Origin of the sequence: Undibacterium sp. YM2 (assembly GCF_009937975.1) — a bacterium.
Lineage (GTDB): Bacteria > Pseudomonadota > Gammaproteobacteria > Burkholderiales > Burkholderiaceae_D > Undibacterium.
Map to the genome: position 1 here is coordinate 2,990,025 of NZ_AP018441.1, position 12,028 is coordinate 3,002,052.

Consider the following 12,028-nt stretch of genomic DNA (forward strand, 5'->3'; position numbering starts at 1 on the left):
TTTGTTTTGACATTCGCAGCACTTCTTAATTTGCAGGCAATCATGTTAAAAAAATCCATCTTCCTGTGTTTGCTGTCTTCCACTTTGCTGGCTGGCATTGCCTTTTCGCAGGATTTTATGTTTGCGCCCTCCATTCCCACTCAGCATGACGAGCAGGACAAGACAACAGAGATCATGCAGGAGGCACAGACACCGGCAGCACCAGCACCTTTGCAACTGGACCGTAGCGGGGTCGATCGCGCATCAGTGCACTTGCAAATACTGCAGCAATCAAACCAGCGTTTTTCTGACAATGCGCAAACAACTCCTGCGCCCGCCAAGAAAACGGCTTCCGATGATAAAAAATCTCAAGCCAAGTCAGCAAGCAGTACTTAACCTTTCCTCACAACCCGGATTCCATGATGAAATCCGGGTTTGCCCCCTACATATTCCTAAAGAGCACCGCGATCTATCCTCTTACTCAGTATGATTGAGGTTGAGGTCTGTCTGACCCCATCCAGCGCACCTATCTGATCCAGTAATTTATCCAGCGTTTCGGTATTACTACACCGCAAGGTCAACATATAGTCAATGGCACCACTGACTGCGCATAGCGTCTCAGTTTCTGGCAATTGCTGCAGATATTTGATCAGCCCCGCTGCGTAGCGCGCCTCCACTGACAAGCCTACATACGCACGGACAGCAGGCTGCACCATTTTCTGGTTCAACTTCAACCCATAACCGGCAATGACACCGCGCTTCTCCAAGGCAGCAATGCGGGCAATCACGGTCGTTCGTGCTATGCCTACCGATTTGGCGATGCTGGTCACAGGCAAACGGGCGTTATCCATCAGCAATGCCAGGATTTTGTCATCTATCTCATCAAGATCAGGTTTCATATCGTCATTATGTCGAATTATTTAGACATATTATCTCGCAAATACACAATATGACGATAACTTTGACGCTATTAACTGACAAAACTAAGGCCTAGACTTCAGTATCAATCTTATATTTTCAATTGCAACTCATTTACAACTCACTTACAACACGAACAGATACTGGAGACTGACATGGCAACTAAGTTAATTCTTTTGGGTGCAGGCAAAATTGGCGACGCAATCCTCAATTTGCTGTCCCATACTGGCGATTACGAAATCACAGTGGCTGACCGTGACCCGGAACGTTTGAAATATGTAGAACAAGCAGGTTTTCCCAATACCCGCATTGTCCAGGCTGACCTGGGTGATAAAGCGGCAGTCACCGAGTTGATACGCGGCCATAAAGTGACTATGTCTGCCTGTCCTTACTTTTTAACACCCATCATCGCTGGCGCAGCACGTGAAGCCAATTCCCATTATTTTGATTTGACTGAAGACGTAGAAAGCACACGTATCGTCAAACAACTGGCTGAAGGTGCGGATTGTGCCTTTGTTCCACAATGCGGCCTGGCACCAGGCTTTATCTCCATCGTGGCCAATGATGTAGCAAAGCGTTTTGAAACCCTGCGTGATGTCAGCATGCGCGTCGGCGCCCTGCCCACCTTCCCTAACAATGCATTGAAATATAACCTGACCTGGAGCACGGACGGTCTGATCAATGAATATTGCAATCCTTGTGAAGCGATTGTTGATGGCGAATTGCGTGAAACCGCAGCCCTGGAAGAAATCGAGCATTTCTCCCTGGACGGCATCGACTACGAAGCTTTCAATACTTCCGGCGGCCTGGGCACTTTGTGCGAAAGTCTGGAAGGCAAAGTACAAAACCTGAATTACAAGACCGTGCGCTACCCTGGTCACCGCGATATCGTCAAAATGTTGATACGCGACCTGCAACTGGGCAAACTGGAACGCCGTCCAATTTTGAAAGAAGTCATGGAAACCGCTATCCCAATGACAAAACAGGACGTGGTACTGGTGTTTGTCAGCGTCGTTGGCATGCGCGATGGCCGCCTGGAGCAAGAATCCTATGCCAAGAAAATCTATGCGCAACAAGTTAATGGTCAATTGCTGTCAGCCATACAACTGACAACTGCCTCCGGCATTTGCGCTATGGTTGATCTGGTGGTGACAGGTAAATTGCCTCAACATGGTCTGGTACGTCAGGAACAAGCTGTACTGGCTGATTTCCTGGCAAACCGCTTTGGTCAATACTACTCCGCCTAATCAGAGGCGATGCAGCACTGGGCACAAGATCGCTGCCAGAGCTACAATATAGAGACTGACATTAAACCCACCCAATAAACTTAAAGGCAGGCTTTCCAAAAGAAAGCCTGCCTTTATAAAACATACCGAGGCAAACAAGATGGAAAACACCACTTTGCAAGCAATCCTGAAAGAGCTTGATATCAATTTAAGCGATTATCAGGGTAGCGACATACACAGCATTTCCCCTATAGATGGCAAAAAACTGGCCAGCCTGCGCGCTGATACCGCAGAAGAAGTCAAGCAGCGCGTAGATCGCGCCCATGCTGCATTTTTGCAATGGCGCAATGTACCAGCACCGCGCCGTGGTGAACTGGTACGCCTGTTTGGTGAAGAGCTGCGCACGCACAAACTGGCGCTGGGTCAACTGGTGACGCTGGAAGCAGGCAAAATCCTGCAAGAAGGCCTGGGCGAAGTACAGGAGATGATCGATATCTGTGATTTCGCAGTTGGTCTGTCACGCCAGTTGTATGGCCTGACTATCGCGTCTGAGCGTCCTGGCCATCGCATGATGGAACAATGGCATCCGATCGGCGTCGTTGGCGTGATCTCCGCCTTCAATTTCCCGGTTGCCGTCTGGGCCTGGAATGCTGCGCTGGCATTCGTTTGCGGCAATAGCGTGACCTGGAAACCATCTGAAAAAACGCCGTTGACAGCCATCGCCACGCACGCCCTGTTCATGAAGGCAGTCGCCCGCTTTGGCAGCGATGCCCCTGCTGGCCTGGCAGAATTGATTATCGGTGGACGAGATACTGGCGCACAAATGGTAGAAGACAAGCGCATCGCCCTGGTCAGCGCCACTGGCAGCACCCGCATGGGCCGTCAGGTTGCTGAAGTCTGCGCCAAGCGTTTGACCCGCACCATCCTTGAGCTCGGCGGCAATAACGCCATGATAGTCGCACCTAGTGCCGACCTGGAAATGGCCGTTCGCGCCATCACTTTCTCTGCAGTTGGCACTGCCGGACAACGCTGCACCACCCTGCGCCGCCTGTTCGTGCATGACAGTATTTATGACACCCTGGTACCGCGCCTGAAGAAAATCTATGCAGGCCTGCCAGTCGGCAATCCTCTGGAAAAGACAACTTTGGTCGGCCCATTGGTCGATGCGGCTTCTTTTGATGCCATGCAAAGTGCTTTGGCAGTTGCCAAATCCGAGCAAGGCCAGGTATTTGGCGGTGAGCGCAAAGTAATTACGGGCAATGAAGGCGGCTATTACGTCAGCCCGGCCCTGGTAGAAATGCCAAGCCAGACGGCGTCCATGCACCATGAAACCTTTGCGCCCATCATGTACATCGTGCGTTACAAGGATTTGCAACAAGCCATCAGCCTCAATAACGAAGTTCCGCAAGGCTTGTCGTCTTCTATCTTCACGACAGATATGCGCGAAGCTGAGACCTTTGTCTCTGCTGCTGGCAGTGACTGCGGTATTGCCAATGTCAATATCGGCCCTTCTGGCGCTGAAATTGGCGGCGCATTTGGCGGCGAGAAAGAAACAGGCGGTGGCCGCGAATCTGGTTCTGACGCGTGGAAAGCCTATATGCGTCGCACTACGAATACCTTTAACTACAGCAATTCCTTGCCATTAGCACAAGGTATCAGTTTTGATATTTGATCCAAGTCAAATTTTTTAGTTTTAAAAGACCGCCAAATGGCGGTCTTTTAATTTATAGCATCAAGAATTCGTTTTACAATTTCGATTCTAGGAATTCGCGCAACCAGAGCGGCAAAAAGACTCATGAAAAAAGCACTTACATGCACCGACATCAAACAGTTGGAGCAACTGCCAAATGTCGGCAAAGCAACGGTTGCTGACTTGCACCTGCTGGGGATTATCGAGCCAAAGCAACTCAAGGGACGCAATCCCTACCAGATGTATGATGAACTTTGCGCCATGACCAAAGTCAGGCATGACCCCTGCGTCTACGACGTTTTCATTTCCATAGTAAAATTCATGGACGGTGATCCGCCTCTTGCCTGGTGGCACTACACCGCAGAGCGTAAGGCCCATCTTGCATCACCCTCCTCACTCTAAGCCCATTCCTGACAAAATTACTCAAGTTTGTTATACTTGACCAAAATGCTCAACAACTCAGGGCATTCAGCTTTTTCTTGCGTGGAGTATCTCCGGAGTAACATATGCGACTGACCACCAAAGGACGTTTTGCCGTGACGGCCATGATAGACCTGGCTCTGCGTCAGGATAAGGGACCAGTGACCCTGGCGGGCATCAGCCAGCGTCAGGATATTTCCCTTTCCTATCTTGAACAATTGTTTGGAAAACTGCGTCGCCATGAAATTGTTGAATCCGTGCGTGGGCCCGGTGGCGGCTATAATCTTGCCCGCAAGGCACAAAATGTGACTGTTGCCGATATTATCATCGCCGTTGATGAGCCCCTTGATGCAACGCAATGCGGCGGCAAAGGCAATTGCCATGGCAGCGACCATGAAAATGGCCTGCACTGCATGACGCACGACCTGTGGGCGACGCTGAACGCCAAAATGGTCGATTACCTGGACTCTGTTTCACTCCAGGACCTGGTCAATCAGCAAAGACAGAAAGCATCAGAAAACCATGTAGTCGTCATGCATCATACGCATGTCAATCACATTGCCTCTTGAATATTTGGAGTTTTGAATGAACGCCCCTTTGGAAAAAAGCCTGCTCGACACTTTAAAGTCACCGCACTTCCCTATCTACATGGATTATTCGGCGACGACACCGGTCGATCCTCGTGTTGCTGACAAGATGATTCCCTTCTTGCGTGCGCAGTATGGCAATCCTGCGTCACGCAGCCACATGTACGGCTGGGATGCAGAAAAAGCCGTAGAAGATGCACGTGCGCAAGTGGCCGACCTGGTCAATGCGGACCCGCGTGAAATCATCTGGACTTCTGGTGCGACGGAAAGCAATAACCTCGCACTCAAGGGTGCGGCAAATTTTTACAAATCCAAAGGCAAGCACATCATCACAGTAAAGACAGAGCACAAGGCTGTGCTGGATACTGTCCGTGAACTGGAGCGTCAGGGCTTTGAAGCCACTTACCTGCAACCAGGTGATGATGGCCTCATCACAGTCGAACAACTGAAGGCGGCTATTCGTCCCGACACCATCCTGGTATCCGTGATGTGGGTCAACAATGAAATTGGCGTCATCCAGCCTATCGCTGAAATTGGCGAGCTGTGCCGTGAAAAAGGCATCGTGTTCCATTCCGATGCAGCCCAGGCCACTGGCAAGGTGCATATCGACCTGGAAAATACCAAGGTGGATCTGGTGTCATTCTCGGCCCATAAAACTTATGGCCCAAAAGGCATAGGTGCACTGTATATCCGCCGCAAACCACGTGTACGTCTTGAAGCGCAGATGCACGGCGGCGGTCATGAGCGCGGCTTCCGCTCCGGCACACTGGCAACACATCAGATTGCCGGCATGGGCGAAGCCTTCCGTATTGCCAAAGAAGAAATGGAAAGCGAACTGGCACATGTGCGCACCATGCGTGACCGCCTGGCAAAAGGCTTGCAAGAAATTGAAGAAACCTATGTCAATGGTGACATGGAACACCGTGTACCACACAACCTGAATGTCAGTTTCAACTATGTTGAAGGTGAATCCCTGATCATGGCAATCAAGGATATCGCGGTCTCGTCCGGGTCTGCCTGTACTTCTGCAAGTCTGGAACCATCTTATGTATTGCGCGCACTGGGTCGCAGTGACGAACTGGCGCACAGTTCAATACGCTTTACCATAGGCCGCTTTACAACTGAAGAAGACATCGACTTTACGATAGACCTGCTGAAAACCAAGGTTGCCAAGTTGCGTGAATTGTCGCCTCTCTGGGATATGTACAAGGACGGCATTGATATCTCCACTATCCAGTGGGCTGCGCATTAATTCAATTTGAATGTGTATTTAAAAAAACGCATTTGAGAAACGCATGTAAGAAATACATGCAAGAAAAACAAGGAGCATCAAAATGGCTTACTCAGAAAAAGTGTTGGATCACTATGAAAATCCACGTAATGTCGGCGCCTTTGAAAAAGGTGATGACACAGTAGGTACCGGCATGGTCGGCGCACCAGCTTGCGGCGACGTCATGAAATTGCAAATCAAGGTAGGTGCTGATGGCGTTATCCAGGATGCGAAATTCAAGACTTATGGTTGCGGCTCTGCAATTGCCTCCTCTTCCCTGGTAACTGAATGGGTCAAGGGCAAGACTTTGGATCAGGCACTGGAAATCAAGAACACAGCTATTGCTGAAGAACTGGCACTGCCGCCGGTCAAGATTCACTGCTCCATCCTGGCGGAAGATGCAATCAAGGCTGCTGTGCTGGATTACAAAAACAAGCACGGCGCTGAACAAAGCGCCTGAAACTAGTTTCAAGATTCGCGTCAAGAAAATTGGCAACAAAAGTTTAGTAGCAAAAAACTGGAATAAATATGGCTATCACACTCACAGAAAAAGCGGCAAAACATGTGACCCGTTATATGGAACGTCGCGGCAAAGGCATAGGCCTGCGCTTTGGGGTACGTACAACCGGCTGCTCAGGCATGGCTTACAAGCTTGAGTATGTGGATGAAGTCGGCAACGACGACCAGATTTTTGAGTCGCACGGTGTCAAGGTGTTTGTTGACCCTAAAAGCCTGCCTTATATTGATGGCACTGAGCTTGATTTTGCCCGCGAAGGCTTGAACGAAGGCTTTAAATTCTACAACCCCAACGTCAAGGACGAATGTGGTTGTGGCGAAAGTTTCAGGATTTAAGGCTGGCGCAGATGCAGAATCATTTTGAGCTGTTCCAGTTGCCACAGCAGTTTGCACTTGATCAGGGACAACTGGATGCAGCTTACCGTGAGGTGCAGAATCAGGTGCACCCGGATAAGTTTGTGCAGGCCAGCGAAGCTGAAAAACGCGTCGCCATGCAATGGGCAACCAGGGCCAACGAGGCTTATCAAACACTGAAAAAGCCGCTGCAACGCGCACGCTATCTATGTGAATTGCAGGGTGTGGATCTACAGACAGAATCCAATACCTCCATGCCTGGTGCATTTTTGATGCAACAGATGGAGTGGCGCGAATCCTTTGATGACGCACGCCAGGACAATAATGAAGCTGCCTTGCTACGCCTGGAGCGTGAACTGAACAGTGCCCTAAGAACGCAATTGCATGCGGTTGGCAACTCGATAGACCTGGGTAACTTTGAAGAAGCTGCGCAGCAAATCCGCACCTGCATGTTCCTGGAAAAATTCATTGCCGATATCGCTGCACTCGAAGAGTAATTTCAAATAACCCGGCAAATACGGCTATGCCGATTTGCCATTTTATAGATGCTTAGCCATCCCCCATTTCATCATGGCATTACTGCAAATTTCTGAACCTGGCATGTCCACAGCTCCACACCAGCACAGGTTGGCAGTAGGCATAGATCTGGGTACCACAAATTCCCTGGTTGCAACCGTACGCAATAGTATCCCTGAAGTATTGAATGATGAAGAAGGTCGTCCGCTGCTGCCTTCTGTTGTACGCTATCTGCCGAATGGTCATGCGCATATAGGCTTCAAGGCCCAGGCCGAGCAAAGCAATGATCCACGGAATACGATAGCCTCAGTTAAACGCTTCATGGGCCGTGGCTTGAAAGACATCGCCTATGCTGAAAACCTGCCGTATGATTTTCATGATGAACCTGGCATGGTACAAATCAAGACCGTGGCTGGCATCAAGAGTCCTGTTGAAGTGTCCGCACAAATTCTGGCCACTTTACGCCAGCAGGCGGAAGACGCACTGGGCGATGACCTGGTTGGCGCCGTCATTACCGTCCCCGCGTATTTTGATGATGCGCAAAGACAGGCAACCAAAGACGCCGCCAAACTGGCTGGACTGAATGTCTTGCGCCTGCTAAATGAACCTACTGCAGCAGCAATCGCCTACGGCCTCGACAATGCATCTGAAGGCATTTATGCCGTCTATGATCTGGGTGGCGGCACCTTCGACATCTCCATCCTGAAAATGAGCAAGGGTGTCTTTGAAGTCCTGGCTACTGGTGGTGATTCTGCCCTTGGTGGCGACGATTTTGATCACCGCCTGTTTTGCTGGATTTTGCAAGAATCCAAACTGGCACCACTGTCAGACGAAGACACCAGCGCCCTGATGGTCAAGGCACGCGAAGCCAAGGAAATCCTGTCAACCAAACCCAGCACCTATATCGACGCCAAACTCAATTCCGGTGAGTCTGTCCATTTACAAATCAGTGCAGCAGCATTTGCCGAAATGACGCAAAACCTGGTGGTAAAAACCACGACGCCTTGCCGCAAAGCCTTGCGCGATGCTGGCCTCACTGTAGATGATATCGATGGCGTGGTACTGGTAGGTGGCGCTACGCGCATGCCGCATGTACGCAAGGCTGTTGGTGAATTCTTCCAGACTACGCCACTCGCCAATATTGACCCCGACAAAGTGGTAGCTCTGGGTGCAGCGATACAGGCCAATCTGCTGGCGGGCAATCGCGCTCCTGGCGATGACTGGCTGCTGCTGGATGTCATCCCGCTGTCGCTGGGCGTGGAAACCATGGGCGGTCTGGCTGAAAAAGTCATTCCGCGTAATTCCACTATCCCTTGCGCACGCGCGCAAGAATTTACTACCTTCAAGGATGGACAAACTGCCATGGCGATTCATGTCGTGCAGGGCGAACGCGAACTGGTGAGCGAATGCCGCTCGCTGGCACGCTTTGAATTGCGCGGCATCCCTCCCATGGCTGCCGGTGCTGCACGTATACGTATCACTTATCAGGTAGATGCCGATGGACTGTTGTCGGTATCTGCACGCGAACTGCGCTCTGGCGTAGAAGCGGCTATCACGGTCAAACCATCTTATGGTCTGGCCGACGACGAAATAACACGTATGCTGCAAGACTCATTCACCTCGGCAGATGCCGATATGCAGGAACGTGCCTTGCGCGAAGAAATCGTCGAAGCTGAACGCATTTTGCTGGCGACCCAGTCAGCACTGAATGGTGACGCTCATTTACTGAATGATGCAGAGCAAGGACAGATCAGAGAATTGATGAATGAGGTCAGCAAGCTGAAGAATGGCAAAGATCATCAGCTACTCCACGCTGCTATCAGCGCACTTGCTGATGGCACGGAAGAATTTGCCGCCCGCCGCATGGATCAAAGCGTGCGCAGTGCGTTGGCTGGAAAAAAACTGGATGAGATTGCCTGAGCGATATTACCTCTTACCGACCCAGACAACATTGATACATATTGAGATAGCCAGATTACGAGAACAACATGCCCCAAATTATTGTCCTGCCCCACCCCCAGCTTTGCCCCGAAGGAACTGTGATTGATGCACCCGAAGGCAAATCTTTATGCGAGGCACTGGTTGAAAGCGATGTCGAAATCGAACATGCCTGTGAAATGTCTTGCGCCTGCACCACTTGTCACGTGGTCATACGCGAAGGTTTTAATTCCCTGAATGAGTCTACGGATGATGAAGAGGACTTGCTGGATGCCGCCTGGGGTCTGGAAGCAACTTCGCGCCTGTCCTGCCAGGTTAAACTGGGTAAACAGGATATCACCATAGAAATCCCAAAATACACCATCAACCACGCACGCGAAAATCATTAACACTGATTTTGCATCTGCATGACATCTACACTAAGTGGAGCGCAACATGAAATGGATAGACACCTTCAGAATCGCCGAAGCACTTTGCGATAAATTTCCTGATGTTGATCCTCTCACGGTGCGCTTCACTGACTTGCATAACTGGATTGTCGATCTGGAAGAATTTGACGACGATCATACACGTGGTGGCGAGAAGATACTTGAAGCCATACAAATGGCCTGGATAGACGAAACCAAGTAATCCTGAACATACCCCACTTGCAGACAAGTCAAGCGACTGCTTCAAACAACAATTTGCCCATTTTTGGACATTTGGACACACAGAGTGAACACTCCAGAATCATAACTTGCTGAAACGCAAAAAACCTTTTAGTATTTTGACTTGTTTGTGCGATCATCAGACATGGATACCCATGTTTGATCTGTATATGAATGTCTGGTGGGAAATTGCATCCAGTTCCGCCTGACTATACCTTCCGGGAAGTGCTGCACAAGGACCTCGCAATGCAGTTTAGACATCTTTTATCTGCACTACGCAGCCGGATCACGCTGAGACTAGCGATTATTCTGGCTGTTGTATTCGGATTAACCGTCCCTGCTGCCATCCTCATCCCCTATCACCTGCACACCATAGAAACTGCGGCCCAGCTCAGAAATGCTGAGGATCATAATCGCCTGGTCGAAATCCTCTCCGTCATACTGAGTGAACCCTTGTGGCAAATCACGCCCGAGATTGCCAATATCTCCAGCGAAGTGGTGTATTCCGACCCCAGGGTAGCAACCATAGAAGTGATCACCCTGCCCGACCGCAAGGAATTCATCAAGAACGATACCAGGAAAAAAACCCAGCGAGGGCCATTCACCAGCATGGTTAGAGAAATCAAGCATGGAGGTCAGGTCATAGGCCAGGTAAGACTTACCCTTGCAGAAGACTTGCTGCAAGAAAGCCTGGCATCTGATTTCCGGCGTTATGTCACTACAGCTGTGCTTTCATTGATACTGGCTATCCTGTTTATTCTTGTGGTATTGCAATGGCGCCTCGTACAGCCAGTCAGGATACTCATGGGCGAGTCTGACAGACTGGCAAATGGTGAACTTAATGACCCTATCGCCCTGAACCGCGAAGATGAACTGGGTCACTTGGCAACCAGTCTGGAAGCCACCCGCCAGGCTTTGCAAAGGTCATTTGGCGAACTGGAAATCAAGAATCAACAATTGCTTGAATACTCAGGCACACTGGAATCCAAAGTCCGTCAGCGTACACAAGAACTGGAAACCGTGAACCAGAACCTGGAAGCGGCCTTGAATAACGTCAACTCTGCTCAGGCAGAACTGGCAAGGGTAGAACGCATGGCGGCACTGGGCTCTATGGTCGCAGGCGTAGCGCATGAATTAAATACCCCACTTGGTAATTGCCTGCTGGTTGCCAGCACCCTGGAAGAAGAAACCCGCAACCTGGTCAGGATGGTCGAAGAAGGCAAGATGAAGCGCTCTGACCTGACACGTTATGCAACCACGGCAGTAGATTCCACCAAATTGCTATTACGCGGGCTGCAACAATCTGCCCATCTGGTGGGTGACTTCAAACAGGTGGCGGTTGATCAGTCAAGTGCCCAGCGCAGGCAATTTGCTCTATTGGTCATGTTGCAGGAGCTCACGGCCCTGCTGCATTCAAGCTTGCGCAAAACCCCGTTTACCCTGGAACTAGACATCCCTGGTGAAATCCAGCTTGACAGCTACCCTGGTTTGTTGGGACAGGTTTTCACCAACCTGGTCAATAATGCAGTCGCTCACGGTCTCGAAGGACGTGAAGAAGGTCACATGCGCTGCACAGCCACACAACAGGGCGACCATGTCCTCATTATTTTTGAAGACAATGGCAAAGGCATTTCGGCAGAAATTATTAACAGGATATTCGAACCCTTCTTTACCACCAAGTTTGGCCAGGGCGGCAGCGGCCTTGGGCTGAGCATCACTTTCAACATCATTTCCAATGTACTTGGCGGCAGTATTCATGCGAGCAGTATAGTCGGCCAGGGAACCCGTTTCGAAATCAAATTGCCACTCGTGGCACCAGGCGAACCAGAATCCAGCAATCCCCTGCTGAGCAAACGCTGAGTCAGCCAGACTGTAACCACACTAGCTTGCTCTCAGCTGCGGTGGATGAGACTCATTACAATCTCCAAGAGTTTTATCTTTCCCTAAGGTATACTAGCGCCTGACCA

General features: G+C 50.3%; 14 protein-coding genes. 13 read left to right on the plus strand and 1 reads right to left on the minus strand.

What is annotated here, in order from left to right:
* Nucleotides 1-42: 42 nt before the first annotated feature.
* Nucleotides 43-375, plus strand: a complete 333-nt coding sequence (locus UNDYM_RS13510) for a hypothetical protein (protein WP_162041499.1) — start codon at nucleotides 43-45, stop codon at nucleotides 373-375.
* Between the two features lie 56 nt (nucleotides 376-431).
* Here the strand turns inward: UNDYM_RS13510 and UNDYM_RS13515 are convergent, their stop codons facing one another.
* Nucleotides 432-878 carry an Lrp/AsnC family transcriptional regulator gene (locus UNDYM_RS13515; RefSeq protein WP_162041500.1) on the minus strand — a complete coding sequence of 149 codons (447 nt, stop codon included), beginning with the start codon at nucleotides 876-878 and terminating at the stop codon, nucleotides 432-434.
* A 174-nt stretch (nucleotides 879-1,052) separates the two neighbouring features.
* On the opposite strand from UNDYM_RS13515, the gene UNDYM_RS13520 reads away from it, so the two are divergent.
* From UNDYM_RS13520 to UNDYM_RS13575, 12 genes are all read left to right on the plus strand, one after another.
* On the plus strand, nucleotides 1,053-2,144 hold the full coding sequence (locus UNDYM_RS13520; protein ID WP_162041501.1) for a saccharopine dehydrogenase family protein: 1,092 nt from the start codon (nucleotides 1,053-1,055) through the stop codon (nucleotides 2,142-2,144).
* A gap of 139 nt (nucleotides 2,145-2,283) precedes the next feature.
* Complete coding sequence (locus tag UNDYM_RS13525; protein ID WP_162041502.1) at nucleotides 2,284-3,795, plus strand: aldehyde dehydrogenase family protein; 1,512 nt, start codon at nucleotides 2,284-2,286, stop codon at nucleotides 3,793-3,795.
* A gap of 123 nt (nucleotides 3,796-3,918) precedes the next feature.
* The gene (locus UNDYM_RS13530; protein WP_162041503.1) at nucleotides 3,919-4,215 is read left to right on the plus strand and encodes a helix-hairpin-helix domain-containing protein; all 297 of its coding nucleotides are present in this window, start codon (nucleotides 3,919-3,921) and stop codon (nucleotides 4,213-4,215) included.
* A gap of 104 nt (nucleotides 4,216-4,319) precedes the next feature.
* Complete coding sequence (gene iscR, locus UNDYM_RS13535) at nucleotides 4,320-4,802, plus strand: Fe-S cluster assembly transcriptional regulator IscR (protein WP_162041504.1); 483 nt, start codon at nucleotides 4,320-4,322, stop codon at nucleotides 4,800-4,802.
* Between the two features lie 16 nt (nucleotides 4,803-4,818).
* Nucleotides 4,819-6,072 (plus strand): IscS subfamily cysteine desulfurase, encoded by a 1,254-nt coding sequence (locus tag UNDYM_RS13540; RefSeq protein WP_162041505.1) that lies wholly within the window; start codon nucleotides 4,819-4,821, stop codon nucleotides 6,070-6,072.
* A gap of 82 nt (nucleotides 6,073-6,154) precedes the next feature.
* Nucleotides 6,155-6,550, plus strand: coding sequence for a Fe-S cluster assembly scaffold IscU (iscU, locus tag UNDYM_RS13545; RefSeq protein ID WP_162041506.1), 396 nt, complete (start codon nucleotides 6,155-6,157; stop codon nucleotides 6,548-6,550).
* Nucleotides 6,551-6,618: 68 nt separating this feature from the next.
* Complete coding sequence (iscA, locus tag UNDYM_RS13550; protein WP_110253627.1) at nucleotides 6,619-6,942, plus strand: iron-sulfur cluster assembly protein IscA; 324 nt, start codon at nucleotides 6,619-6,621, stop codon at nucleotides 6,940-6,942.
* Between the two features lie 11 nt (nucleotides 6,943-6,953).
* Nucleotides 6,954-7,457: a Fe-S protein assembly co-chaperone HscB gene (hscB, locus tag UNDYM_RS13555; protein WP_162041507.1), complete on the plus strand. Its 504-nt coding sequence runs from the start codon at nucleotides 6,954-6,956 to the stop codon at nucleotides 7,455-7,457.
* A gap of 73 nt (nucleotides 7,458-7,530) precedes the next feature.
* Entirely contained in the window at nucleotides 7,531-9,396 is a 1,866-nt protein-coding gene (gene hscA, locus UNDYM_RS13560) for a Fe-S protein assembly chaperone HscA (RefSeq protein ID WP_162041508.1), read from the plus strand.
* A gap of 68 nt (nucleotides 9,397-9,464) precedes the next feature.
* Nucleotides 9,465-9,803 carry an ISC system 2Fe-2S type ferredoxin gene (gene fdx / locus UNDYM_RS13565; RefSeq protein WP_162041509.1) on the plus strand — a complete coding sequence of 113 codons (339 nt, stop codon included), beginning with the start codon at nucleotides 9,465-9,467 and terminating at the stop codon, nucleotides 9,801-9,803.
* 46 nt (nucleotides 9,804-9,849) lie between these two features.
* Entirely contained in the window at nucleotides 9,850-10,044 is a 195-nt protein-coding gene (iscX, locus tag UNDYM_RS13570; protein ID WP_162041510.1) for a Fe-S cluster assembly protein IscX, read from the plus strand.
* Nucleotides 10,045-10,307: 263 nt separating this feature from the next.
* Complete coding sequence (locus UNDYM_RS13575) at nucleotides 10,308-11,921, plus strand: sensor histidine kinase (protein ID WP_162041511.1); 1,614 nt, start codon at nucleotides 10,308-10,310, stop codon at nucleotides 11,919-11,921.
* Nucleotides 11,922-12,028 lie beyond the last annotated feature (107 nt).